The 24,805-nt window shown below is 43.4% G+C and carries 24 protein-coding genes; 11 read left to right on the top strand and 13 right to left on the bottom strand.

The genetic code is table 11. The features are described 5' to 3' along the window. Positions 1-4 precede the first annotated feature (4 nt). From pelA to AC1XUE_RS08855, 4 genes are all read left to right on the top strand, one after another. Positions 5-1,069, top strand: a complete 1,065-nt coding sequence (gene pelA / locus AC1XUE_RS08840) for a pectate lyase (protein WP_483355570.1) — start codon at positions 5-7, stop codon at positions 1,067-1,069. A 32-nt stretch (positions 1,070-1,101) separates the two neighbouring features. After that, entirely contained in the window at positions 1,102-2,658 is a 1,557-nt protein-coding gene (locus AC1XUE_RS08845; protein WP_483355571.1) for a tagaturonate reductase, read from the top strand. A gap of 36 nt (positions 2,659-2,694) precedes the next feature. Continuing rightward, positions 2,695-3,975, top strand: coding sequence for an MFS transporter (locus tag AC1XUE_RS08850; protein WP_483355572.1), 1,281 nt, complete (start codon positions 2,695-2,697; stop codon positions 3,973-3,975). 61 nt (positions 3,976-4,036) lie between these two features. Continuing rightward, complete coding sequence (locus tag AC1XUE_RS08855; RefSeq protein WP_483355573.1) at positions 4,037-4,471, top strand: nuclear transport factor 2 family protein; 435 nt, start codon at positions 4,037-4,039, stop codon at positions 4,469-4,471. Between the two features lie 75 nt (positions 4,472-4,546). Here the strand turns inward: AC1XUE_RS08855 and AC1XUE_RS08860 are convergent, their stop codons facing one another. From AC1XUE_RS08860 to AC1XUE_RS08870, 3 genes are all read right to left on the bottom strand, one after another. Next, positions 4,547-5,089 carry a hypothetical protein gene (locus AC1XUE_RS08860; RefSeq protein WP_483355574.1) on the bottom strand — a complete coding sequence of 181 codons (543 nt, stop codon included), beginning with the start codon at positions 5,087-5,089 and terminating at the stop codon, positions 4,547-4,549. 141 nt (positions 5,090-5,230) lie between these two features. After that, complete coding sequence (locus tag AC1XUE_RS08865; RefSeq protein ID WP_483355575.1) at positions 5,231-6,445, bottom strand: ATP-grasp domain-containing protein; 1,215 nt, start codon at positions 6,443-6,445, stop codon at positions 5,231-5,233. Between the two features lie 131 nt (positions 6,446-6,576). Next, positions 6,577-7,980 carry a leucyl aminopeptidase family protein gene (locus AC1XUE_RS08870; protein WP_483355576.1) on the bottom strand — a complete coding sequence of 468 codons (1,404 nt, stop codon included), beginning with the start codon at positions 7,978-7,980 and terminating at the stop codon, positions 6,577-6,579. 236 nt (positions 7,981-8,216) lie between these two features. On the opposite strand from AC1XUE_RS08870, the gene AC1XUE_RS08875 reads away from it, so the two are divergent. Then, positions 8,217-9,548: a glycoside hydrolase family 88/105 protein gene (locus tag AC1XUE_RS08875; RefSeq protein ID WP_483356012.1), complete on the top strand. Its 1,332-nt coding sequence runs from the start codon at positions 8,217-8,219 to the stop codon at positions 9,546-9,548. Positions 9,549-9,570: 22 nt separating this feature from the next. Beyond that, positions 9,571-10,851 carry a rhamnogalacturonan acetylesterase gene (locus tag AC1XUE_RS08880; protein ID WP_483355577.1) on the top strand — a complete coding sequence of 427 codons (1,281 nt, stop codon included), beginning with the start codon at positions 9,571-9,573 and terminating at the stop codon, positions 10,849-10,851. Between the two features lie 227 nt (positions 10,852-11,078). Here the strand turns inward: AC1XUE_RS08880 and AC1XUE_RS08885 are convergent, their stop codons facing one another. Continuing rightward, positions 11,079-12,629, bottom strand: coding sequence for a M20/M25/M40 family metallo-hydrolase (locus AC1XUE_RS08885; RefSeq protein ID WP_483355578.1), 1,551 nt, complete (start codon positions 12,627-12,629; stop codon positions 11,079-11,081). 326 nt (positions 12,630-12,955) lie between these two features. Between AC1XUE_RS08885 and AC1XUE_RS08890 the strand changes: the two genes are divergently transcribed. The 4 genes from AC1XUE_RS08890 (at position 12,956) to AC1XUE_RS08905 (ending at position 15,207) form a co-directional block, all read left to right on the top strand. Continuing rightward, on the top strand, positions 12,956-13,192 hold the full coding sequence (locus tag AC1XUE_RS08890) for an acyl carrier protein (protein WP_483355579.1): 237 nt from the start codon (positions 12,956-12,958) through the stop codon (positions 13,190-13,192). 103 nt (positions 13,193-13,295) lie between these two features. Then, a complete protein-coding gene (locus AC1XUE_RS08895) occupies positions 13,296-14,207 on the top strand; it encodes a UbiA family prenyltransferase (protein WP_483355580.1) in 912 nt (303 codons plus the stop codon). Between the two features lie 16 nt (positions 14,208-14,223). Further along, positions 14,224-14,862 (top strand): class I SAM-dependent methyltransferase, encoded by a 639-nt coding sequence (locus AC1XUE_RS08900; protein WP_483355581.1) that lies wholly within the window; start codon positions 14,224-14,226, stop codon positions 14,860-14,862. Positions 14,863-14,868: 6 nt separating this feature from the next. After that, positions 14,869-15,207 (top strand): hypothetical protein, encoded by a 339-nt coding sequence (locus AC1XUE_RS08905; protein ID WP_483355582.1) that lies wholly within the window; start codon positions 14,869-14,871, stop codon positions 15,205-15,207. Between the two features lie 94 nt (positions 15,208-15,301). On the opposite strand, the gene AC1XUE_RS08910 is transcribed toward AC1XUE_RS08905, so the two are convergent. Then, positions 15,302-16,201 carry an EamA family transporter gene (locus tag AC1XUE_RS08910; protein ID WP_483355583.1) on the bottom strand — a complete coding sequence of 300 codons (900 nt, stop codon included), beginning with the start codon at positions 16,199-16,201 and terminating at the stop codon, positions 15,302-15,304. A gap of 168 nt (positions 16,202-16,369) precedes the next feature. Here AC1XUE_RS08910 and AC1XUE_RS08915 point away from each other — a divergent pair, with 168 nt between their 5' ends. Next, positions 16,370-17,182 carry an HAD family hydrolase gene (locus tag AC1XUE_RS08915; protein ID WP_483355584.1) on the top strand — a complete coding sequence of 271 codons (813 nt, stop codon included), beginning with the start codon at positions 16,370-16,372 and terminating at the stop codon, positions 17,180-17,182. Positions 17,183-17,283: 101 nt separating this feature from the next. On the opposite strand, the gene fabF is transcribed toward AC1XUE_RS08915, so the two are convergent. The 8 genes from fabF to AC1XUE_RS08955 all read right to left on the bottom strand — a co-directional run bounded on the left by fabF (position 17,284) and on the right by AC1XUE_RS08955 (position 24,796). Then, positions 17,284-18,537 carry a beta-ketoacyl-ACP synthase II gene (gene fabF, locus AC1XUE_RS08920; protein WP_483355585.1) on the bottom strand — a complete coding sequence of 418 codons (1,254 nt, stop codon included), beginning with the start codon at positions 18,535-18,537 and terminating at the stop codon, positions 17,284-17,286. Between the two features lie 80 nt (positions 18,538-18,617). After that, positions 18,618-18,863, bottom strand: a complete 246-nt coding sequence (locus AC1XUE_RS08925; protein WP_483355586.1) for a DUF2798 domain-containing protein — start codon at positions 18,861-18,863, stop codon at positions 18,618-18,620. Between the two features lie 11 nt (positions 18,864-18,874). Beyond that, positions 18,875-19,372, bottom strand: coding sequence for a PaaI family thioesterase (locus AC1XUE_RS08930; RefSeq protein ID WP_483355587.1), 498 nt, complete (start codon positions 19,370-19,372; stop codon positions 18,875-18,877). A 40-nt stretch (positions 19,373-19,412) separates the two neighbouring features. After that, positions 19,413-19,997 carry a TetR/AcrR family transcriptional regulator gene (locus tag AC1XUE_RS08935; protein ID WP_483355588.1) on the bottom strand — a complete coding sequence of 195 codons (585 nt, stop codon included), beginning with the start codon at positions 19,995-19,997 and terminating at the stop codon, positions 19,413-19,415. Between the two features lie 123 nt (positions 19,998-20,120). Next, positions 20,121-21,386, bottom strand: coding sequence for a PQQ-dependent sugar dehydrogenase (locus AC1XUE_RS08940; RefSeq protein ID WP_483355589.1), 1,266 nt, complete (start codon positions 21,384-21,386; stop codon positions 20,121-20,123). Between the two features lie 79 nt (positions 21,387-21,465). Continuing rightward, complete coding sequence (locus tag AC1XUE_RS08945) at positions 21,466-22,023, bottom strand: DUF2911 domain-containing protein (RefSeq protein WP_483355590.1); 558 nt, start codon at positions 22,021-22,023, stop codon at positions 21,466-21,468. A 93-nt stretch (positions 22,024-22,116) separates the two neighbouring features. After that, a complete protein-coding gene (locus AC1XUE_RS08950) occupies positions 22,117-23,115 on the bottom strand; it encodes an NADP-dependent oxidoreductase (protein WP_483355591.1) in 999 nt (332 codons plus the stop codon). 109 nt (positions 23,116-23,224) lie between these two features. Further along, positions 23,225-24,796 (bottom strand): serine hydrolase domain-containing protein, encoded by a 1,572-nt coding sequence (locus AC1XUE_RS08955; RefSeq protein ID WP_483355592.1) that lies wholly within the window; start codon positions 24,794-24,796, stop codon positions 23,225-23,227. Between the last annotated feature and the right edge of the window lie 9 nt (positions 24,797-24,805).

A 24,805-nucleotide genomic window follows, 5' to 3' on the forward strand; every position in this document is an offset into this window, starting at 1 on the left:
TGCTATGGATAGTATGCGGTATTTTTTATTTCTTCTGACCATGGTCTCGCTGGCTGAACCCAGGCAAACTCACGGTGCAAGTCTGACTACAGCATCTGTTTCTGCTGAAACCAAAATAGATTCCACAGCAGAAAAAATATTAATTGCACAAAGGATTTCAGGTGGCTGGCCAAAGCAGATCGACACCAAAGCTTTCAATTATAACTATGCCTGGAGCAGTCACTTCATAGAGCGGGTAAAGAATAGCTATAAACATCCGGATGCTACCATAGATAACAATGCTACTACCAGAGAGATTCGCCATCTTACCAAAGCTTATTCAGAAACAGGCAATCCAAAGTACCTGAATGCTGCAGAAACAGGCATACGTTACTTATTGAAAATGCAATACGAAAATGGTGGATTTCCTCAGTTTTTCCCGGATACCAGTGGCTATCGGAAACACATCACCTACAACGATGATGCGATGCTGAACGCGTTGCGGATTCTACAGGATGTTGCTGCAGGAAAGGATGATTTCAAAGTATTTGATGCAGAGCTCAAAACACAGGCCTTTGCAGCCGTGGAAGCAGGTATTGCATGTATACTTAAAACGCAGATCAGAGTGAATGGGAAACCTACCGTCTGGTGTGCGCAGCACGATCATGTCACTTACCAGCCGGCCAATGCCAGAGCATTTGAATTGGCTTCATTTAGCGGTGGAGAAAGTGTTGATATTACCCGGTTTTTAATGGATATCCCTAATCCGACTCCAGAGATCAGAGAAGCCGTATTGGGGGCACTCAACTGGCTGGATGCCGCTGCAATCTCGGGCTATGGGGTGAAGAGAGTAAAAGATGCAAAGCAACCCAAAGGACAGGATGTGATCCTGGTGGAAGCTCCGGGTGGCCGGATATGGGCCAGGTTTTATGACCTGGAGACAGGGAAACCTTTCTTTTGTGGACGCGATGGCATTAAACGTGAAAAATTAAGCGAGATTGAAAATGAAAGACGGGTGGGTTACGCTTATTATGGAACCTGGCCAGCCCAATTGTTGTCCCGCAAATATGAAGGATGGCAATCCAAATGAATATGTAATTACACTTATGACCGGACGTGCGTATGAGCTATCTTTTCCGTGAAAACCTCCGACAGCTGAGAGGGCATCCTTCAGTAGAAGTACCGTTGGATGATATATTTAAGCTTCCTGAAAAAGTGCTCCAGTTCGGAACCGGTGCATTCCTTCGTGGCCTTTCCGACTATTACATTGATAAAGCAAACCGTAAGGGTATCTTCAACGGGCGCATTGTAGTGGTTAAATCCACTGATGAGGGCGACCTTAAAGCCTTCGACAGACAGGATAACCTGTATACGATCTGCAGTCGTGGTATTCAAAACGGCAGATTGGTTGAGGAAAATGTAATATGCTCAGCCATCAGCCGGGTACTTTCCGCACGTACACAGTGGTCGCTGGTACTCGATCTTGCCCGAAATCCCGCCATCAGTATTGTTATTTCAAATACCACGGAACTGGGTATTCAGCTTGCGCCGGATGATATCTACCAATGGCCCCCCATCTCCTATCCGGGAAAACTCCTGGCATTCCTTTATGCACGCTTTGTGGCATTCAGCGGTAGTCCTGACCATGGTCTTGTGATTCTACCAACTGAGCTGATATCGGAAAATGGCTCTAAATTGGAATCCATTGTATTAGAACTTGCGCACCGCAATGGACTGGAAAGTAATTTTATCGATTGGCTTGAACAGCATAACTCGTTTTGCAATTCCCTTGTGGACCGTATTGTACCGGGGAAACCAGATCTGAATACAAGAAAAGAAATCGAGGAAGAGCTGGGTTATCAGGATGAACTTTTAATTACTACAGAGATGTACAATCTCTGGGCCATTGAAGGTAATGAGCATGTAAAAGAAGTACTGTCATTCGCTCAGGCAGATCCCGGTGTTGTCATCCAGCCCGATATCAGTCTATACCGCGAAATGAAACTCCGCATCCTGAATGGCGCGCATACACTTGGCGGCGGATTAGCGCATCTTTGTGGTTTTACGTCGGTATTGGAAGCAATGGATGATACCTATTTTTCAGATTTTTTGAGCACCTTGCTGGAAGATGAAATATCACCTTCACTCATCTACCCGACTGATCCGGAAACAGCTCCGGCATTTAGTAAAATGGTCATGGATCGATTCCGAAACCCATACATCGATCATAAATGGTTGAATATAACGTCCAATTACTCTGCTAAAATATTATCACGGGTAATGCCTTCTTTCGAAAGCTTTGAACAGCTTTTTGGCAAGCATCCTGACTATATCACTTTTGGACTCGCAGCCTATATGTATTTTATGAAGTCCTATCGTAAAAACGGAGATAGTTTTTATGGAAAGAGCAATGGCAAGCCTTATCTCATACAGGATCCAAAGGCTGCATATTTCTATCAAAAATGGCAAATGAAGTCACTTCCGGATATGGTTGATCTGATATTGAAAGATGTTTCTATCTGGGGAAAAGATCTTACCCAGACAGGGACAACCAAAGAGTGTGTCGTCCTCTATCTCGAATGGATACTTGACAAAGGAGCAATGGAAGCACTTAAATCCTTCAGAACTCACATCTATAAAAATCGAATTGGTCAGCCCGTTTTTCAGGCCGGACATTAAATTTATTACTTACTCATTAATCCAAAACCGCATTACATGGAAACCCAAATGACGAAATACCGCTGGCGAGTTGTAGCTCTTCTTTTCGCTGCAACCACCATCAACTATCTGGACCGGCAGGTACTCGGCTTATTAAAACCAACTCTGGAAGCAGAGTTTTCCTGGACAGAATCTGATTTCAGTCATATCGTTATGGCGTTTCAGGCAGCCTATGCCATTTCCCTGATCGGTTTTGGGGCCATCATTGACAGGATCGGAACAAAATTGGGCTATATCATATCAGTCGTAGTCTGGAGTATAGCCGCGGTACTTCATGCCGTTGCGACCGGTACATTCAGCTTTGGTTTCATGCGTGCTTTGCTCGGTCTGGGTGAAGCAGGTAACTTCCCCGTGGCGATCAAAGCTACTGCTGAATGGTTTCCCAAGAAGGAACGTGCACTGGCCACCGGAATTTTTAATTCAGGTGCTAATATTGGTGCCGTTGTGGCGCCCATCATGGTTCCTTGGATTCTTGGTGCTTACGGTTGGCAGGAAGCGTTTCTAATTACCGGGGCAGTAGGTTTTATCTGGCTGTTCTTCTGGATCAAATACTATGAAGTGCCTAACAAACAACCGCGTACCAATGCAGCCGAAATTGAATATATCCTCAGTGATAACGAACCTGACACCAGCAAAGAAGCGCCTGTTAAATGGCTTGATCTGTTCAAAGTACGCCAGACCTGGGCTTTCGTTTTTGGTAAAATGCTGACAGATCCCATCTGGTGGTTTTTCCTGTATTGGTTACCGTCCTACTTTGCGGAAGCGTTCAAATTGGATTTATCCAAACCAAGTCTTGAACTGGTGATCGTTTACACAGCTACTACCATTGGTAGTATTGGAGGAGGCTACCTATCCGGTTATCTGATCAACAAAGGATGGCCTATATTCCGGGCAAGAAAAACATCTATGTTCATATTTGCCTTACTGGTTATGCCAATTATGCTGGCTCAGTACACGACCAATATCTGGCAAGCTGTATTCCTGATCAGTCTTGCAGCAGCTGCTCACCAGGCATGGAGCGCTAATATTTTTACTACTGCATCAGATATGTTTCCGAAAAAAGCGGTTAGTTCTGTTGTAGGAATCGGAGGCATGGCAGGTTCAGTGGGCGGTATTTTATTCCCATTGATGGTGGGTATCATCCTTGACAATTACAAAGCGCTGGGTAATATCGGAGCTGGTTATAACATCATATTCATCATCTGCGGATGTGCATACTTGCTGGCATGGCTGGTAATGCACTTGTTTGCACCGAAAATGGAGCAGGTAAAAATATAGTCCGTTTTTAGCTTTTAAGAAAGGCTTTGTATATTCATACGTTCAAAAAACAACTTACAAAATGAAGAAGACATTTCTGACTATTTTATTTCTGGCGGCAGTTCAACTCATATCTTTTGCTCAGAGTGCAGATGAAAAAGCGGTAGCGGCAGCAGTAGAGAAATTACGGATTGCTATCGTAGATGCTAATGAAACTGAACTAAATAAGCTCACATCTCCAAAACTAACTTATGGCCATAGCAACGGGCTGCTGGAGGATAAGAAAGAGTTCATTCGTGCTATTGTAAGTGATGAATCCAATTTTACCAAAATTGACCTGAGTGAGCAAACTATTACGCTATCCGGCGATGTAGCATTGGTTCGCCATAAGCTTACCGGCGATACGCACAACAAAGGCAAAGAGCCTGGCACTACGAAGCTTGGTGTACTTCTGGTATGGCAAAAAACGAAAGGAAACTGGCTGCTTGTTGGCCGTCAGGCATTTAAATTGCCTTGATACTCTTCTAACTGATGATTTCAAACAAGCTGACCTCACGGTTGGCTTGTTTGTCTTTAGACAAGGACGATGATATCAATTCCCCTTAAAGTATGAAACTCCCCCCGTATAATGCCCGATCAAATGCTTTCCCGTATCATCTACCCCATCAAAATCAATTTTATATAGATCCCCGGTTCTGCTTACGATTACTTTTCCGGCGATCAGTTTGTTTTCATTGCCGGTTTTATTCGTATAGTTGGCATTAAAAACGGTATATGCATTTCCGAATGTTTCAGGATTGGTTGTGCCAAATCCATCAAACTGATACGTGCCTGATGCAAGCTCTCTCTCCTGACTACTAAACAATGAAAAGCTGATCAGATGCCCTTTGCCTGCCAGTGAATCCGGAACTTCATTTCGACCCACAATGGATACATCGGGAGACATCAAATACAGGTGTAAGTTATATCCCACGTCACCTTCATTCATTTTACCATAGCCTACCAGCGTTCCCTTATCCAGCTCATAGGAAAGTCCGTCTTTCAGTATCTGGTTGCGTGGTTCTACATCATTATTTTTACAGCCTGCCAGCCATATGAAAGCCGAAATAAAAAAAACCAGGTTTCTAAAATGCATAAATGACTCAGGAATCGTGACTTCTAACTAAAATAAAACAGCAGCATCCGCCCAATCAGTCTGTAAACCTTTGGGGCGGATGTCGTTTCAGTACAAAAATGATTTATTTTTTTTGTACTGACCACAATGGTCTGAAAAATCTTAATGTGATGGTCTTTTCGGAGCCGGAGCAGAAGCATGGTAATTCTTCTGAATGATCGCTGCATAGCCATCCAGCAACTCCATTACTTTTTCCCTTGTCTTAGCTCTTACAACTAAACCAATATGGTAAGGTTCGTCCATTCGCCAAACAATCTCCGGGTCATTAAAAGGAGTAAGATCCGGGTATTCCTGCCGGGTAAGTGAAATGATGATGCCGGAATAATCCTTGCGTACAGGAGGAAGTTTATAACCTTCACCCCTCGCTTCGGCAGTTTCCATCTTTGCCCATTCCTTCCAAAGGTTGATGCCCGAAGAAGCGTCCACCATTTCGGATAAGTGCGCTCCACCTACTCGTGAAGATGTTTCGAGGAAATAATACTTTCCATCATCATGACAGCGAATAACCTCCGTATGGGATGCGCTATGCCTTAATCCAAAAGCTTTCAGCAAATCTACCGCCAGTGTTTCCAGTGCATGCTCTTCTGCGGAATCAAACGGTACTGTTACCGATCGAAAAATCCCTCCTTCATGTGCTACATCGAAAGGGGGAGACAAATATTTGCTGCTCCAAAGAAAAATGACGCGGCTGTTATAAGATATAGAATCTACATGATACACATCTCCGGGCTTAAACTGCTCTACCAGATAAGCATGCCGCTTATCTCCGAGATCATGAATGGTTTCCCACAGCTCTTCTGCAGTGTGCATCTTTTTTATTCCTGTCGCCGATGCCTCCGACCTTGGCTTGATCATCCACGGTCCCGGATATTTATCGATAAAAGTATTGATCTGCTCATCATTGAACAAAGCTGAGAATCCGGGCACCAGTATTCCTGATTCTGCTGCCTTCGTACGCATAGCCAGTTTATCCCTAAAATACCTGCCGGTAGTTTGTCCCATGCCGGGAATGCGAAAATACTCTCTTAAATGAGATGCCTTCTCTACGTCAAAATCATCCAGTGCTACGATACGGTCAACTGGCCGACTTCTCATCACATAGGCAAGACCCGTGATCATGTCTTCCATATTGTAACTGCCATTTTCCTGCTCTTCTATATAAAAGAATTCATCAACGCTCTCTCTCGCCCAGGGCTTATGTTCCAATTTTTTTGCAGTAAGCAGAAAAACGGTGTTCCCTGCGCTCTTACAAGCTCTCAGAAAATCATTACCCTTAAAGAATGTTGAAATACAAAGGAAGGTCAAAGTATGGCTCATAAAGTCGCGAATCGGTGAACAATGGCCCGATCTGATATTACACCAAGCTCAGGCTTACCTTCTCAAATTCAACAAAAAGCACCAATTAAGCAAGTAACACAGCACATATTATATTGATTTAATATGGATTACTAATTTCTTCCGGTAAGCGTATCTAAAAATTCCCTAAGAAGACGAACTCCATATGCAGTTCCGGCGCGTCCGGGTGCAAACTCATTGTCTCCAAAAGCAGTACCGGCAATATCCAGATGTGCCCATGATACATGTGAAGCCGTGAAAACTTCCAGAAACTTGGCTGCTACAATCGCTCCTGCCAAAGGCTTGCCATGGTAGTTTTTCAAATCCGCCACATCAGAAGAAATTTCTTCTTTGTATTCGTCCCATACCGGCAATCTCCACAATCTTTCTCCGGTCTTTTCACCCGCCAGTGTAAGGTCGCGTGCCAGGTCATCATTCGGAGTGAACAATCCGGCTGCTTCATAGCCCAGTGTTTGTATCACGCTGCCTGTTAATGTAGCGAGATCAATCAGCACATCAGGGCTGTAATGCTTCACAGCATAAGCCAGTCCATCCGCCAGAATTAACCTGCCTTCTGCATCTGTATCTATTACCTCGATGGTTTTTCCTGCATATGACCCGATTACGTCACCCGGCTTCATGGCTGAACCGTCCACGCTGTTTTCTGTGGAAGGAATAATCCCGATAATCCTGGCCGGTATCCGGAGTTGAGCAGCAAGTTCGACAATTCCCAACACGGCTCCTGCTCCGCCCATATCGCTCTTCATCAGGTGCATATTGGCAGATGGCTTAATCGAAATCCCTCCTGTATCAAACGTGACACCCTTTCCTACAAAAACAATGGTTTTATCATATGCCTCTGGTTTGTAATCCGTAACAATCATTACCGGCGGCACATCGCTTCCCTTACTTACGGCCAGCAAAGCATGCATGCCCATCTGCTGCAGAGCTTCTTTTTGCAATACCGTTACATCATAATGATTTATTCGCCCCGATTCCACTGCCCAGTGTGCTAGTGTTTGCGGTGTTTTGTAATTGGCTGGCGCATTCATCAGATCCATAATCCGCATTTGAACAACGGCTGTAAGCTGTGCCAGCGAAACGGCGTTAGCGATTTCAGGAGATTCCTGCTCAATCCAGATATCAAGTTGCCCATTGGCAGAAAAAAACGCACTCAATGGCTTTGGCTCAGATTTATAAAGTTGCAGATTATAGCCTCCCAAGAGTATGCCGTTTACAACCAATTCCAGCTCTTCACCAGTTAATTTTCTTGCATCCAGCGTAATAAATCCTGGCCAGCGATCTTTTCTTTTGAAAAATACCGAACGAAGTACTTTGATAAGATTGGGTATTTTAATGTCCCTTCCCAACCCTACCCATAACTCTTGAGAAGAGTACCACCACAACTCCCCTTTTTCACCTTTGAACATCGACTGATCAGACGGCTGCTCACCTTCTCTGAATATTCTTAGAAGAAGCGTATCTTCCTTATGCTGAATTACTTGATTGATGATCATTTTACTATATCTGTTTCTGATAAAACCAAAGCTAAAAAAGAGTGAAGGGATTTTCTAACTATTTCTTGCCAAAGGATATGTATGTTCCGGAATAATTCCGGAAGCAGGTGAGTACGTGAATGTGTATCACTCCTTTTACAGCATATTTGCAACCCGTATAAAGACCCAAATTATAGTATATGCCGCTCAATTTTCCACATCGAAATCATATTGCTGCCAGTGTCATTCTGTCTGGCATGCTTGCTTTTGGCAATAATAGTTTTGCCCAGCGAAACGAAACCAAAGCCAACGATTCCAATACCCCTTTGCACTTGCTGCAACCTGATTACCCTGTGCCGTACGGTATCGTGAAAAAGGAAAATATCGTGGCGGATCTCAACCGCATTCATGGATACCTGAATAAAGTGACGCCAACAGCCTTTGTTGATTCCAAGACAGGAAAACCAGTTACTGATCTGACGAAAATAGATCAGAATACAGCTTTGCAAAAGGGTGACTACAGGATTGTAAGCTATGAGTGGGGTGTAACGTATGCAGCTATGCTTCTGGCAAGTAAAGTAACAGGTGACCCTAAGTTCAAAGAGTATTCAGATACCCGTCTGCAGTTCATTGCTGAATCTGTTCCATACTTCAAAAAGACAAGCCAGGAACATGCTGACTGGGCAACTTCGGGTCCTTTACGTGGACTCGTGGATCCTCATGCACTGGATGATTGCGGAGCGATGTGTGCAGCCATGATCAAGGCAACGCGCGACGGTAGCAAAGGCAATTTCAGACCGTTGATCGACAGCCATATTGACTACATTCTTAACAAGGAGCATAAATTAAAAGATGGTACACTGGCCAGAATGCGACCTCAACCAAACACAATCTGGCTCGACGACCTCTTCATGGCTGTACCTGCACTGGCACAAATGGGTAAGCTGACAGGAGAGAAAAAATATTATGACGAAGCCGTAAAGCAGGTTTTGCAGATATCTGACCGCATGTTTAATAAGGAAAAAGGGGTCTACATGCATGGTTGGGTAGAAAATATGACAGAACACCCACAATTTCACTGGGCGCGAGCCAACGGTTGGGGAATTCTTACAAAAGTAGAGTTGCTCGACGTACTTCCGGCAAACCACCCGGGAAGGCCAAAAATCCTTGCACTGTTGAAAGCACATATCAAAGGACTGGCTTCCTATCAGTCGGGCTCAGGTTTTTGGCACCAATTACTGGATCGCAATGATTCTTATCTGGAGACATCGGCTACTGCAATCTACGCCTACTCTATTGCAAAAGCGATCAATAGCGGCTGGGTCGACGGACTTACCTATGCGCCGATGACCCTGCTTGCATGGAATGCTGTCTCGACGAAAATCAACAAAGAAGGCCAGGTGGAAGGAACCTGCGTAGGAACCGGGATGGGATTTGATCCCGCATTTTATTATCACAGACCTATCAGTCCATTTGCAGCGCACGGTTACGGACCTGTGATTATGGCCGGAGCTGAGGTAATTAATTTACTGAATAATAAATCTTTTGAAATTAATGACAGCTCTGTTCAGTTGCTTCAAAAAAAATAGCTTTTTGTTTTGTCTGATATGGATGGGAATATTTCAAAACGTAGTGGCGCAACCGCTACGTTTTGATTTTGGCACCGGTAAGGCTGAAAAAACCTATGTCCGTGTGACCCCGAATATGACCTATACCACGGAAAAAGGATATGGATTTCTTCCGGGTACTCAGGTCAGAAGTACACTGCGGAAAGGGAAAGATCAGCTGCGCAATGACTTTATCACAGCCGACTCCGCCTTTTTCTTTTCTGTAAAGCTGCCGGAAGGAAATTATGATATCAGGTTGATTACGGGAGATCAGGAGGGTACTTCGCACACCACAGTAAAAGTGGAATGCCGGAGATTGATGATTGAAAATGTAGTTACTTCTAATGGATCATGGGCCAGTTCTGACTTTACAGTGAATCTTCGTTCACCTCAGATCAGTGATACCGAAAAAATAACGCTGAAGCCACGGGAACTCAGTTATTTGCACTGGGACGACCAGCTCACCTTTGAATTCACAGGCAAACAACCCAAAATATGTGCACTGGAAATTATCCCCAACCACACGGCCCGGACCATCTTCCTGGCTGGCAACTCAACCGTTGTCGATCAGGCCAATGAACCCTATGCGTCTTGGGGACAAATGATTCCACGCTTTTTTCAACCTGATTCTGTTGTCATAGCCAACTACGCCGAATCAGGAGAATCTTTAAGGAGCTTCAACGCTTCAAAAAGATCAGCCAAAATATTCTCCCAAATGAAAAAGGGAGATTATCTATTGATTGAATTTGCTCACAATGACCAGAAACAGAAAGACCTGTTGCCATTTGTCGGATACAAGTCTATGCTGGAAGAAATGATTCAAAAGACAAAAGCCAAAGGTGCGATTCCAGTACTGGTTACATCTATGCACCGGCGCAACTTCGATTCAACCGGACAGATTATCAATACACTGGGGGATTTCCCGGAGGCTGTACGCGCAACAGCCCACGAACATCGGGTAGCACTCATTGATCTGAACGCGATGAGTAAAACACTCTGGGAAGCGCTGGGCGTTGAAGAATCCAAAAAAGCTTTCGTTCATATGCCTGCAGGCACCTATCCCGGAAGAAACGAAGCCATTTCTGACAATACACACTTTAGCAATTATGGCGCCTATCAATTAGCTAAATGCATTATCGAAGGTATACGAAAAGCGGATGATCAGCTTGCATCTTATCTGCTTCCAGGTATTCCCGGATACGATCCGGCTCAACCAGACCCTGCTGATACCTTCGATTTTCCACAAAGCCCATTTGCAAATACAGTGAAACCTGACGGAAACTAACTGATCAGCAAACTAACAGAACTGTGATGTCACGTGGTTTGTACGAGTTGAACTGAGCAATTTCAGTCAAATGAAAGGCAAGTATAGTGCTCATCTTTCTGAGCAAGCCGAAAAGTAAAAAGCAACAGATTGAATGAGACACTCCTAATTAAAAATTCCACTAAATAAAAAAGCCGGTAGCTTCAGAAATTATTCCAAAGCTACCGGCTCTAATCAGTCTTTTTAAATTAGTTCACGCCACCTTTTCTTGTTGCTTTCTGAGGTTGAGGCCACACACCCGGCTCACCTTTTGAATTCAATGGTAACACGCTTTTCTCGCGGGAAGTTTTTGCAGGATCTTCACTTGCTTGATAAGCCAGAATAGCCGCCAGGATCGCGTTGCTGCGTACATCATCAAACACGATTTTGTCATAGGTATCTCTGTTGGTATGCCAGGTATAGGTTCCGTAAGACCAGTTCAGAGAGCTCAGCGAGAATGCTGGTGCTCCTGCAGCTACGAAGGATGCGAAGTCTGAACCTCCCCCTCCCGGCGATCCGGGAAAACGTGTTTCGATCTGCGAACGAATTGGATCAGGAACTTTCGACAACCAGCGTCCCAGGTACTCATAGGAATTCAGGAAACCTTGTCCTGCCATATTCACCACACGGCCTGTTCCATTATCTTGGTTGAATACAGCCTGAATATTGTTGACAATTTCGGGATGGTCCTCCACAAAGGCACGCGATCCATTCAATCCCTGCTCTTCACTTCCCCAATGCCCTACAAGTATGGTACGTTTTGGGTTCGGATAGATTTTCTTGAGGATACGCATCGCTTCCATCATCACAATTGTTCCTGTCCCATTGTCTGTAGCACCGGTTCCACCATCCCATGAGTCAAAATGTGCAGATAGAATTACATATTCCTCAGGCTTTTCAGTTCCTTTTATCTCCGCAATGGTATTGAATGTGGGAACCATTCCTAGTTCTTTCGCATCAGCTTTTACACTGATTTTCGGCGTATTTCCTGATTCAGCCAGTCGGTATAACAAACCATAGTCTTCCAACGCTATATCCACTGTAGGAATTTTCTTTGTATTGGCGCCAAAGATTTTATTGGCTCCAAATCCCTTCGACCAATATGACATCACAATACCTACCGCGCCCGCTTTTTCCAGCGCTGCGGGTAATGTACGTGCATTCAAACCCGTTTTTGCTATTCTTTTCCCCCAGGCTTCGGTCTGTAACTCGCGCTCTTTCTTCATTTTTTCAAAAGACTCTTTAGTTGCGAATTCCTGCCAGTTGTAATCTGGACGTCCTGTGGGCTGATTCATACTGATCATCACAAACTTTCCTTTTACTGACGGCAACCATTTCTGAAAGGCCAGGGAATCTGCAAGGTCAGGCACGATCACGACATCTGCTGTTACTGTTTTGCCTCCTGTCCCCGGGCTCCATGCAAGCTGCATTCCTTCCAGTGATTTTACCCGTGGCGATACCATATCAATGTGTGAAGCACCTCGTTCCCAACCTCTCCATTCTCCCCACTTTTCATTTTTCGCTGCAATATTCCAGCCTTTGTATTTAGCTATTGCCCAATCGTTGGCCTGCTGCATCTGGGGAGACCCTACCAATCTTGGCCCCACTACGTCCATGAGCTCATGAGCAAGTTTTTCCAGCTGAGAATTCTCTGTTGCTTCTTTAACGATACCATCTATCACAGCATCGTTTTTCTGAGCATAACCATAACCGGTTGATAGTAAAACCGCAACGATCAGCGTACAGGATATTTTCTTCATAAATAAAGTTAGGATTAGTTCTGATGACCGAATTTAGAAAATATGCCCCATGAAACCTTTTCATACTGAAACATTCGAACTGAATCAGATAATAGTACCAAAAAGAAAAACAATTTAAGCAAACCTGCAACACATACTTTCTGACAAAATCGGAATTGTTTTTGCAACAAATGGAAAAGATTTATGGTAAATCATATATAGACTCTAGGTCTTTTCCCGTTGGCACACTATACACGTAAGTATCTCAAAAGACATAACAGGTTACTGCTTGAAATAAACTTTACAGGAAAACTTCCACAATAAATATTATCTCAAACCATGTAAAAATGAAAGAGCAGCTCCGTAAAATACTGGCCACATCCACCGGCCTCCCTACATCGTCCATCACCGACAATGCCAGTCTTACCCACGATCTTGGACTGGATAGTCTTGACACCGTAGACATCGTCCTTCAAATGGAAGATCAGTTCAAGGTGAGTATTCCTGATGACGATTATCCCAAGCTACAAACCGTTGGTTCTATATACGAGTATCTCCAGCATAAAATAGCTGCGACGGCTTAGTCTCAGCACGATTTTCCCGGTGAAGCCGACAACTTTTCCGGGAATTTCAATATCCTATCCATCCTGCTTTACCTTTGCATCTGATGTATGACTACATTTAGAGATGCGTTTGCGAATTATTCAGTTCATATTCTTTGCCAACTACTTCGTCGGATTACTGGCAGTAGCACTTTCAATTGAAACCGTATTTCAATTGAACTTACCTCTTGCGTCGCCTGTATACTACCTTCTGCTATTTGCGGCCACCGTTTTATACTATACCTACGCTTACTCAGGAGCCGCATCTGCTCCGGCCTCCAGGAATCCCAGAACAGAATGGTACAGATCTCACCAGCGTTTTACATCTATTACACAGCAAATATTCTTGTTGATCTGTGTGCTCTCCGCGGGCTATCTGACATATCGATACCTGCCATCGATTTTAACTTTACCGATCAGCTACTGGCTTATGCTATTCAGCCTCCCTATTGCTGCAATGCTGTATTACGGATTACTTCCCAGCTCTTTCAATTTGCGTAATACGGGCTGGTTTAAAGCATTTGTAATAGGTTTCGTATGGGCAGGTTCGGTTAACTTTTTACCAGTTGCGATGGCACATATTCAGTATGGGGTTAGAGTATCCCAACCTGACTTCATGCTCTGGCTCTTCATCAAGAACTGGATGTTTTGTACTGTTAACGCAATCATGTTTGACATCAAGGATTATGAAGACGATTCAAACAGGCAACTCAAAACGTTTGTAGTAAGATTTGGACTCCATAAAACGATATTCTTCGTCCTGGTTCCTTTGCTGCTTGTAGGAATAATTTCTTTACTTATATTTACCTACTTCAAGAATTTCAGTGCTGTAGTGATAGGGATAAATCTGATACCTTTTTTGAGTCTGTTGTATGTCGCCTATGCGTTGCAGCGCCCGAAAAAAATTCTGTATTATCTGATTGTCATTGATGGTCTTTTGCTATTGAAGGCAGTTTGCGGGATAACAGGAATTGCATTACTCCGCATACTAAACTGATACAACCACACACACTATGAAAAACAATTATGACCCGATAGCCACTCACTATGACTGGCTGAGCAGGATTATTTTCAGACGAAATCTGATTATTTCTCAAACCTGCCTCTTACAACATATACCATCCAATAGTACTGTCCTGATCGTAGGAGGAGGAACAGGATGGATTCTTTCGGAACTCGCTAAAACACACCCTTCCGGCCTTCAGATAACGTATGTGGAAATCTCCCAAAAAATGATGGAACTGGCGAAAAGGCACAATACTGGGAAAAATGAAGTTCAATTTGTAAATATGCCTGTTGAAGATTTCAAATCTGATCAGCACTTCGATATTATCCTCACCGCTTTCCTGTTTGATAATTTTGGAGAAGAAAGGGTAGCATTGGTTTTCGATAAACTCTCACAATCACTTACTACCCGAGGAAAATGGCTTTTTGCTGATTTTTATATTGATGAAAAAATGAGTCCATGGTGGCAACAGGCCCTTCTAAAAACAATGCTATACTTTTTTCGGGTGATATGTCATGTGGAAGCCAAACAACTGGTACCCGTTAAAGTCCTTTTCCTCCAAAATAAGTTTCGGGAGTTATATACCTATGAACGGATGTACGGATTCATCAAATCATCGGTATACGTACAAATTTCCCAGGATTAGGTACACATGAATTGGCCAGTCGAATCACTCTGGGTTGCCGGGTACATGGTTGCTTCACAAAAAAATATTCCTATTTTGCGTGAAGTAATCAACAATCCTGCTGGAATGAAAGATCTGAATCTGAGTGCCATTGCCATTTACACCCTTAAAGTTTTCATTGGAATTTTTGTTGTGAGCTTTATTCTGGAAGTGGGATATTCCTTAGTAAGCGGTAATTCTTTCGATGATGCATTGCTTTCCTGGCAAGACGGCATGATGACCAGGAACAGATTTATTCGCTACTTCCTCATCGCGCTTTTCCTGGGTATGTACAGAGTATCGAAACAGAAGAAAAATGAGGGGTGAGTTGGTGTAAGTACACTTCCGTTAGAAACAAGATAAATGAATAGTATACGCTTCCATTGATCCTATACATCTGTGATCGCGCAACAAAAAACGGCTACCCCGTTACAACACTTCTCCTTCTAAAAATATGTCGTTCATTGAATACTACAATGGACAACAATATCAGCGAATAGGCAACAATCTGGAACCTGTTGATGGGTTCGTGGAAGTATAGTAATGCTATTGTAAAATTCATTAACGGATTGATATACAACATAATGCCCATCGTAGATGAGTTTACACCCTGCAATGCGTAGAGATTCATGTAAAGAGGCATAATGGTAAATAGCACGGCAATCAGCAATATGAATTCGTAAAATACAGGTTCCGACGGCAGCGGTGCGCTGTAAAACGGGTAAAAGGGCAAAAGAATAAGTGCAGAAAAGACGATTTGAACGCTTAGAAGAAGAAATTTATCCACGCCAAAATTCTTACGCTGCGTTACCAGGTACAAAGCGTAGGATAAGGCAACAATCATGCTGTAAGCAACATCGGCGATATTATTGAAAGACAATAACAAACAGCTTACAACACTCAGGCCTACGGCAGCCCACTGCCATTTACTGAGTTTTTCCTGCAACACAAAAAAAGCAATAACTGTCGTCAATATAGGACACACCAAATAGGCAAAAGATGCTGCTTTTACACTGATGTGGTTCATTACATAAATGAAGAAAAACCAGTTGGCCGTCAGCAGCACTCCGCCCCCCAATGTTCTGAGAATAATGCTTTTCTTTTCCGTAGCCGACATCGCTTTAAAAATTGCAATATTCCGCTTCAGGACGCTCACGCGAACCGCCAGACTGATCACCAGCATAATGACCGCACACAAAAAAACACGATAAAAAAGGATATCCAGCGAAGGATAATTGTGTAACGGTTTTAAAGCCAAACTGAAAAATCCCCAGATCACAAAAGAAAGAAAGGCGATCAGATAATACTTATACAACTTCATGATAAAGACTTTGATTTGCATCAGATACGGTTCTAGGCAAACAGCAGCGAATAAAGCCAGGTTCATCCTCAACCAAATAAAATAGCACAATTGGATAAAACCTTGCTTGCAAAGGAACCAACGTTATTCATTTGTACTTGTTTATAGATCGACATCTTATATCAAATTATGCATATTTCTGATATCCGTTTAGTTGCTACCGACATGGATGGCACCCTTTTAAATTCAAAACATGAACTCAGCAATTCCTTTGTACCTGTTTTCAAAAAAATAAAAGAACAGGGAATTGTATTCGTGGCAGCAAGCGGACGGCAATATTACAACCTCCTGAAAGCGCTGGATGAGGTGAAAGACGAAGTCATTTTCGCTGCTGAAAATGGCAGTTATGTGGTTTTCAGAGACGAAGAAATTCATGTACAGTCTATCGAGCATGAAATCGTAAGGGATATGATCAGGATTTCAAAGGGTATTCCTCATACATTTCCGATCATCTGTGGCAAAAAGAAAGCCTATGTACAAAACTCGGAACCGGAGTTTATCAGTCAGCTCGAGTTATATTTTGAACGTTATGAAATCGTTGAAGACTTACTGAAAGTGGAAGACGATCAATTCCTGAAATTCACTTTGTGTGATCTCACCGGATCGGAGGCGAATAGTTACCCTCATTACAAACACCTTGAAAATACTTTAAAAGTGAAAGTTTCCGGACCAATCTGGCTGGACATTTCCCATCCGCTGGCCAACAAAGGTGTTGCTATGGATGTACTGCAAAAGAAATTCGGCGTAACGTACGACCAAACTATGGTTTTCGGAGACTATTTCAACGACCTTGAAATGTTGCAAAAGGGCTATTTCTCCTATGCCATGGCTAATGCGCATCCGGACATTAAGAACATTGCACGCTTCACTGCCAAAAGCAATGATGAAAATGGTGTGGTGGAAGTGCTATCAGAGCTGATTGACGCTATTGAGAAAAAATAATGTGTACAGCGTTGTGGAAAACGTAAAGAGATACACAGAGAAATTCAAAACATCTCCGTGTATCTCTTTTGAACGCTGTGAAGCGCCGCCTAACTTATCGATTATTTTCCTGTAAATTTCTTGAATATAGAACTGGCAACATGTCCGCCAAAGCCGAAAGTGTTGTTCAATACGTAATGAACAGGCTTGTGCACAGGTTCTCCCAACACAATATTCAAACCTGCAGGAATATGCTCATCCAGATTTTCTGTATTGATCGTACCCGGAATCACATCGTTTTTAATAGATAGTATGCTGATAATGCTTTCAGCTGCGCCGGCAGCACCAAGTAAATGCCCAGTCATGGATTTGGTAGCGCCAACTACAACAGGGTGCTCACCGAAAACACGTTTGATGCCATTCAATTCACTCATATCACCCAAGCCGGTGGATGTAGCATGGGCATTAACATAATCAATTTTATCAGCCGAAATTCCTGCATCTTTTAATGCATTGGCCATACCCAGGTATGCTCCCAAACCATCAGGAGGCGTACCCGTAAGGTGGTATGCATCGGCAGCCATTCCGCCTCCGATCATTTCAGCATATATGGTTGCACCACGTTCCAAAGCGTGATCCAGTTCCTCCAATACAAGCGCCCCTGCTCCTTCTCCCATCACAAAACCATCACGATCCTTATCAAACGGACGAGATGCAGTTGCAGGATCCTCATTACGTTTCGATAACGCCTGAGCTGAACTGAATCCACCCAGTGAAGAATGCGTAATGGCAGCTTCCGAACCGCCCGCGATCATGATGGTAGCTTTGCCCAAGCGAATTGTGTCAAATGCAGCGATGATCGCGTTATTCGACGAAGCGCAGGCAGAAACCGTACAGTAATTAGGACCATGCAGTTTATGACGTATAGAAACAACACCAGCTGCTATATCCACAATCATTTTAGGGATAAAGAACGGACTGAATCTTGGCGCACCATCGCCGGTATGAAACTCACGCAATTGATCTTCGAAAGTACCAATACCGCCGTTTCCACTTCCCCAAATCACCCCTACATCATAACGTTCTTCTATGCTCATCTGAGAAAAATCCAGGCCTGCATCTCTGATAGCTTCATCTGAAGCTACAATGGCGTATTGTGTAAAAGTATCGTATTTCTTAATTTCCTTCTTATCAATGAAGTCTTCCGCTTTAAAACCTTTTACTTCGCAGGCAAAATGTGTTTTAAACTTTGAAGTATCAAATTTGGTGATTGGTCCTGCTCCGCTTTTACCTGCAAGTATATTCTCCCAAAATTCATTCACTGTATTGCCAAGTGGCGTTAACGCACCCAGGCCTGTTACTACAACTCTTTTCATATCGATGTGCTGCTAGCTTGTCGCTGTTAGCTGTTAGCTGTTTTTCCTTTGTGATTACTTTAATTTTTGCGCAAAAATATTCATTCCCTGTACTTTTCAACATCTGAAGGAATCTTTTCCTTGAAAACATACTCCACAAAATTCTGAATAGGCGGGCCAACAAGTAAGATAACGGGAATAACAATAAGATATGCCATTCCCCAAGATTTTACCCAAATACCGGCAAAACCCGGTTTGAAGCCTACATTGACGGAGATCAGTGTGAAAGAAATAATCCCGGTGGTGATAATTCCCATTACCAATGCAAAAGCTACTTTTATTTTCATAAAATTGACAATTAGCCCAATGGTAAAAGCAGGCATGTACTTACGCCGTGCGCATATATTGTTCCATTTTCATCTACAAGTTGTGCTTCTATAAGAGCAGTCTTGCTACCGGAATGAATCATTTTCCCCACTGTTTTCAGCTTGCTACATCTGATAGTGACTGCCTTCAGGAAATTCACTTTTAATTCCAGCGTTGTATAACCAGTTCCGGCGGGCAGCATCGAATGAAGTGTGCAACCCATAGCTGTATCCAGTATTGCTGAAATGACGCCGCCGTGTACTGTGCCGATAGCATTGTAATGAAATTCCTGTGGCACAAATGAAAAGACTGCCTTCCCTTTTTCAACTTGTTCGGGATGAAAGTCGAGCGCCGTCAAAAGCGGCGGCAGAGGTAATTCCCCCGCCTTTATTTTATCGAAATACTCTAATCCTGACAGTTGTAAAGCCTGAGATGCTCCTTTCATAGGATCTTCCCAAGTAAAACTTCTCTCTCTGACTTGCTCTTTCATGTTTAATACCGATCGGTATATTTTTAGTTAAAAAGTTGGATTACAAATCACGAATCAGCTTTTCCACCGATTTCATAATAGCTCTGCGATAGTTTAGTTTACCCGTAAGCTTTGTGATCATAACAGCCCCTTCAATCGTCGCGATAATGGTCAGCGCTACTTGCTCAGGATCTGTATCCCCGGCAAATTCATGGTTTGCGATCCCTTTCTGAATTAACCCAACCACCTTTTCTTTCCACGAAATGATCGCATCGGCAGCCCGACTCTTTAAAGCAGGATGTGTGTCATCTGCTTCTACCGCTGTATTCAGCACAGGACATCCACCTTCGGGAAACGGGAACTCGTAGAAATTTTCATACACCTTGGTATAAACAAGTAATTTTTCCCTATACGTGGCTACTAAACTCATTTCCAGTATAATAGCAGTATTCACTTTCCCCAGATTAAAATCAAAAGCAGCCAGTGCAACATCATCCTTATTGATGAAGTTACCATAAATACTACCTTTTGTAAGCCCGGTAGCGTCTGTCATATCATTTAATGATGTTCCCGCATAGCCCTTTTTGTTAAAAATGGGGGCTATTCTTTCCACTATAAACTGCCTGGTCCTTTCTGCCTTACTCATTTTTATATAATTTCTACACAAATATATACCGATCGGTATTGTTTTTCAAATAGATTTAAAATAAAAAATAAAGGCAACCGAACGAGTGTGCAGTTGCCTTTATTTATGATTTATTTATATGTATTACTTCACGGCAACGCGCCAGATCGTATTTCCTGAATCGTCCACCACAAGCATTGAACCATCCTTCATAGCAGTAACGCCAACCGGCCGGCCGTACACCTTCTTTTCGCTTTCTATAAATCCGGTAAGAAAATCTTCCATATTGCCATCTGGCTTTCCGTTTTTAAAAGGAACGAAGACAACTTTATAACCAGATAGTTTGGATTTGTTCCAGGATCCATGCTGACCCACAAACGCTCCATTTTTATATTTTACCGGGAATTTGTCTCCTGTATAAAATGCCAGTCCTAGTGATGCTGTATGGTTGCCTAGCGGAACGTCAGGAGTAATCGCTTTCTCAACCAATTCAGCTCCTTCACCTTTCATGCGCGGATCTTTGTTTTTCCCAAAGTAGGAATATGGCCAGCCATAGAATCCGCCTTCTTTCACGCTGGTGATATAATCTGGCACAAGCTCATCACCCAATTCATCGCGTTCATTCACAGCCGTCCACAATGTGTTGGTTCCCGGAGCCCAATCCATACCAACAGGATTTCTCAAACCACTGGCGAAAATTCTTTCACCTGAGCCATCCGGATTAATTTCAAGTATGTTGGCTCTCCTTTTTTCCGTATCCATGCCGTGTTCAGCTACGTTACTGGCAGAACCTACAGATACATAAATTTTAGAACCATCTTTATTCACAAGCAAATTACGCGTCCAGTGGTTATTGTATCCTCCCGCTGGTAATTCCAGAATTTTCTCCCCTTTCCCGGTCATTTTGGTCTCACCTTCCTTGTATGGATAACGATACAGCCCATCTGTGTTGGCCACATAGAAATAATTTTTCAGGACCAACATGCCTAATGGTTGCTTCAGCTTCTCCAGGTATATTTCCCTGAACTCTGCTATACCATCTTTATTTACATCTCTTAACAGTGTAATGCGGTCTGCACTGTTCTTAGTAGCTGACTCTGCCACAAAAATATCTCCGTTGGGAGCAATGTATGTCCAGCGCGGATTTTTGAGTTTATCTGCAAACTTATTTACTGTAAACCCATCCGGCGCTGTAGGCATTTTACCCTCAGGCCATCCTGCCTCTTCCGGTCTGTTGGTTACCGATTCTGTTTCGAATGGCGCGGGCAATACCAGCTTATCTACGGCCGTTTCGACTGAATCCGGCCCGGCAGCCCTTGCTTCTTCTTTTTCCTGTTTTGTATTGCCTCCGCAGCTGGCAAGGCTTCCAACCACCGCCATACATGCAATCAGCGTGTGAAATTTCTTCATATCATACTGGGTTAAAATAAAAGGGATATCAACAATATGCTGATACCCCATTTATTTAAATAATAATGCCAGTATGTGCTTAGAAAGTAACAGGGACTTCTACAATCGTATTCTCCCAGCCTAGTGCCATCACGGCTTTGGATGGAGAATCGCCTGTGAAGACGATCGAGAAGTTTTCAATCAGCTCAGCAGGCTTGGCCGATACAGGAACAGTTACCCGCGCTACATCATTTGCCTCTTTGTACTTGTATGCACCCCAGTAGTCTACATCAGAATTCAATATGATCGTCCACTCTTTTTCACCAGGAATGGCGAAAAGAGAATATGTTCCAGCTTTCACTTTTTTACCGCCAAAAGTAGCATCTGTATAAAATTTAATTTCGGTAGATTCATCTGCGCCCAGTCGCCATACTTTACCGTATTGTTCCTGTTTACCAAATATCTCTCTACCTTTCACACCCGGACGGCTGTAAGAAACCTTTACCAGTGCTTTTTCTCCGTCTTTACGTTTTCCTGCAAAACCATCAGGGTAATAAGCAATATCACGCGGACTCTTATCAAGCGGCTTGAATTTCTGCGCCTGCACACCTAACGCAAGTACGGAGAGCATTAAGGATAGGAAAATTGTCTTTTTCATGTCAATCATTGTTTAAACGTTTATGGGTAAAAATAAGCAAAAGTGCCGGTTATTGATTCATAACCGGCACTTTTGCTTAACGAATGTAATTAACTATGCTTTCACAATCATCTTACCGGTATTTCCACCAGTGAAAAGATCCAGCATAGCCTGAGGCAACTGATCAAATCCTTCAACGATTGTCTCGGTAAACTTCAGTTTTTCCTCCTTCACCCACTGCGACAAATCTTTTATTCCTTGCTCAAACTCACTTTCAAAATCACCTACGATAAAGCCTTGCATTAATGCACTGTTTGTAAGTAAAAGCGGTTGTATACGCGGGCCGGTAGCCATTTCAGTATTATTGTAGAGCGATATCTGTCCACAAAGCGGGATACGTGCCTGAAAATTAATATGGCTCAGCACGGCATCAGACACTTCACCTCCGACATTGTCAAAGTAGATATCAACACCATCCGGACATACCGCGCCAACCGCCTTTTTCAGATCATCAGTTGTTTTATAATTGATTCCTTCATCGAAAACGAATTGTTCCTTCAGCATATCGATCTTATCATCCGATCCGGCAATACCTACTACCCTGCACCCTTTTAATTTAGCAATTTGGCCAACTGCAATGCCTACCGCTCCTGCTGCACCCGACACGACAACCGTTTCCCCTACCTTTGGCTTTCCTATTGAGATCAGACCGAAGTAAGCAGTGAGGCCAGTCATGCCCAGAATACTGAGATAATAACTTGCAGGTGCAACTGATGTATCTATTTTCTTAAGTTCTTTTGAAGGCGATAAGATTTGTTCCTGCCACGGCAGACGACCTGTCACCAGATCTCCCTTTTGAAAATGACTACTGCCAGACTCTATTACCTCCGCAACGACACCCCCGGTAATGGGCTTATCCAGTTCGAAAGGAGGTATATACGATTTTGCATCATTCATCCTTCCCCGCATGTACGGATCAACAGAGTAATATAATCCTTTCAGCAATATCTCGTCACCCTGAATTTCAGGAAGCGAAACATCTTCAAAACGAAAAGTTTCTTTGGATGGCGTTCCTTTTGGCCGGGATGCTAATACGATTTGTCTTGTTTTCATTATTTTTATTTTAAACTCATGAAAAATTACAAAAGCCATATAGACACGGCCATTGGTTTGGCATCAACGCTTCAAAAATCATTCCTTGCCGGCCCGCTCATCCTGAATCCTATACTACGCGTTTTCCCATGATTGCAGGACGGGAATCTTCAGTTTTGTTAATAATCGCAAGACTTCTCTTGAAGCTTAACTTGATGTCATCATCACGAAACTGACAAGTCACAATCTGATAATGAGCTGTCTCTATAAATCGCCAGGTCATCGCAAATGTATCGTCATCCACCCATGTACCTGCAGCAGCAACCGGCGCATGGGTTTCTCCCGGAACCGAGGTAAGCACAAGCTTGAGCGGCATGGCCGACAAATCCGTTTTCGTTATCTTCCACTGGCCACTACCGCATGCTATTGTATGCTCACCCTGATCATCCGTTAGTTTAAACACACAGTTACCATGATTAAAGCTCAATGTTACAGACTTGATTTTTAGCTCATTGCTCTCAAACTCGTAGGTATATTTATTAATTTTGGCAGCCAAGGGACTGCTATTTGCAGGTGGTACAGGAAGAGCTAATGTAGCAAGTTTCTGCTTCAATTGTGTTTGTACACTTTTGTTCAAGGCCGTGCTATCCTGAACGGAGGGTAAAATATGTTTCCAGACGTGGTTCATCACCGCCCCCATATCTCCGGTTTCGCTGGTCATGGCAATGACCATATTCAATTTTGGAAGTACAATGCAGTATTGACCGAAAGCACCGTCACCGCGATAAGCATCATGGCGGCATCTCCAGAACTGATAGCCATAACCCTGTTCCCAGTCACTTTCACTGTCCTTTGCAGGAACATGGGCCGAGGTCGCCTCATCAATCCACTTTTCTGAAAGTACTCGTTTTCCATTCCACATTCCCTTTTGGAGATAAAGCTGACCAAATTTCGCTATATCCTCTGTTTTCACCCTCAGTCCCCATCCTCCTGTATTGATATCATTGGGATCTACTTCCCAATCAGCACCTTCTATACCTAATGGAATAAACAGTCTGGGCTTGAGATAACCGATCAAAGTTTGCCCGGTAAGCTTTTGGATAATGGCGGATAACATATAAGTCGCGCCGCTATTGTATACGAAAAAGGTACCAGGTTCTTTCTTGACGGGATATGCGAGAAACGATCTTATCCAGTTAGGATCTTGCGACTCCCTCAGTGCCGGTGTCGAATCCTGTTCATGTCCGGTACGCATGGTAAGCAGATCCCTCACACGCATCTTACCCAGGTTTTCACTCACCATGTCAGGCAGTGCTTCCGGAAAGAAGGATATGACTTTGTCATCCACAGTGAGCTTTCCTTCGCTTACAGCGAAACCAATGGCAGTAGATGTAAAACTTTTACTAAGTGAATAAAGTGTATGTTTCAGATCAGCCGCGTACGGCGCCCACCAGCCTTCTGCCAGTACTTTTCCATTTCTTAGAACCATCAGACTGTGCAGATTGAGTTTATCTGCCTCGATCGCCTTCACAAAATCCAAAATACCAGAAGATTTAACACCCTGTACCTCGGGAATACTTCTTGGCAATTGGCTTACTTTCAGGGGCTCTGCCCATGCGCTTTCTGCCATGTAGCTGATGAGGCCAAGCTGCAAAGCACCCAACCCAGCCTTCTGTAAAAATTCTCTTCTGTTAACGATCATACGAATAGT

This window comes from Dyadobacter sp. HNCC25DJ187 (assembly GCF_056895255.1).

Coding starts and splice junctions, on each gene's coding strand:
- pelA (WP_483355570.1), top strand. CDS start 5: ATGGATAGTATGCGGTATTTTTTATTTCTTCTGACCATGGTCTCGCTG.
- AC1XUE_RS08845 (WP_483355571.1), top strand. CDS start 1,102: ATGAGCTATCTTTTCCGTGAAAACCTCCGACAGCTGAGAGGGCATCCT.
- AC1XUE_RS08850 (WP_483355572.1), top strand. CDS start 2,695: ATGGAAACCCAAATGACGAAATACCGCTGGCGAGTTGTAGCTCTTCTT.
- AC1XUE_RS08855 (WP_483355573.1), top strand. CDS start 4,037: ATGAAGAAGACATTTCTGACTATTTTATTTCTGGCGGCAGTTCAACTC.
- AC1XUE_RS08860 (WP_483355574.1), bottom strand. CDS start 5,089: ATGCATTTTAGAAACCTGGTTTTTTTTATTTCGGCTTTCATATGGCTG.
- AC1XUE_RS08865 (WP_483355575.1), bottom strand. CDS start 6,445: ATGAGCCATACTTTGACCTTCCTTTGTATTTCAACATTCTTTAAGGGT.
- AC1XUE_RS08870 (WP_483355576.1), bottom strand. CDS start 7,980: ATGATCATCAATCAAGTAATTCAGCATAAGGAAGATACGCTTCTTCTA.
- AC1XUE_RS08875 (WP_483356012.1), top strand. CDS start 8,217: ATGCTTGCTTTTGGCAATAATAGTTTTGCCCAGCGAAACGAAACCAAA.
- AC1XUE_RS08880 (WP_483355577.1), top strand. CDS start 9,571: ATGGGAATATTTCAAAACGTAGTGGCGCAACCGCTACGTTTTGATTTT.
- AC1XUE_RS08885 (WP_483355578.1), bottom strand. CDS start 12,629: ATGAAGAAAATATCCTGTACGCTGATCGTTGCGGTTTTACTATCAACC.
- AC1XUE_RS08890 (WP_483355579.1), top strand. CDS start 12,956: ATGAAAGAGCAGCTCCGTAAAATACTGGCCACATCCACCGGCCTCCCT.
- AC1XUE_RS08895 (WP_483355580.1), top strand. CDS start 13,296: ATGCGTTTGCGAATTATTCAGTTCATATTCTTTGCCAACTACTTCGTC.
- AC1XUE_RS08900 (WP_483355581.1), top strand. CDS start 14,224: ATGAAAAACAATTATGACCCGATAGCCACTCACTATGACTGGCTGAGC.
- AC1XUE_RS08905 (WP_483355582.1), top strand. CDS start 14,869: ATGAATTGGCCAGTCGAATCACTCTGGGTTGCCGGGTACATGGTTGCT.
- AC1XUE_RS08910 (WP_483355583.1), bottom strand. CDS start 16,201: ATGAAGTTGTATAAGTATTATCTGATCGCCTTTCTTTCTTTTGTGATC.
- AC1XUE_RS08915 (WP_483355584.1), top strand. CDS start 16,370: ATGCATATTTCTGATATCCGTTTAGTTGCTACCGACATGGATGGCACC.
- fabF (WP_483355585.1), bottom strand. CDS start 18,537: ATGAAAAGAGTTGTAGTAACAGGCCTGGGTGCGTTAACGCCACTTGGC.
- AC1XUE_RS08925 (WP_483355586.1), bottom strand. CDS start 18,863: ATGAAAATAAAAGTAGCTTTTGCATTGGTAATGGGAATTATCACCACC.
- AC1XUE_RS08930 (WP_483355587.1), bottom strand. CDS start 19,372: ATGAAAGAGCAAGTCAGAGAGAGAAGTTTTACTTGGGAAGATCCTATG.
- AC1XUE_RS08935 (WP_483355588.1), bottom strand. CDS start 19,997: ATGAGTAAGGCAGAAAGGACCAGGCAGTTTATAGTGGAAAGAATAGCC.
- AC1XUE_RS08940 (WP_483355589.1), bottom strand. CDS start 21,386: ATGAAGAAATTTCACACGCTGATTGCATGTATGGCGGTGGTTGGAAGC.
- AC1XUE_RS08945 (WP_483355590.1), bottom strand. CDS start 22,023: ATGAAAAAGACAATTTTCCTATCCTTAATGCTCTCCGTACTTGCGTTA.
- AC1XUE_RS08950 (WP_483355591.1), bottom strand. CDS start 23,115: ATGAAAACAAGACAAATCGTATTAGCATCCCGGCCAAAAGGAACGCCA.
- AC1XUE_RS08955 (WP_483355592.1), bottom strand. CDS start 24,796: ATGATCGTTAACAGAAGAGAATTTTTACAGAAGGCTGGGTTGGGTGCT.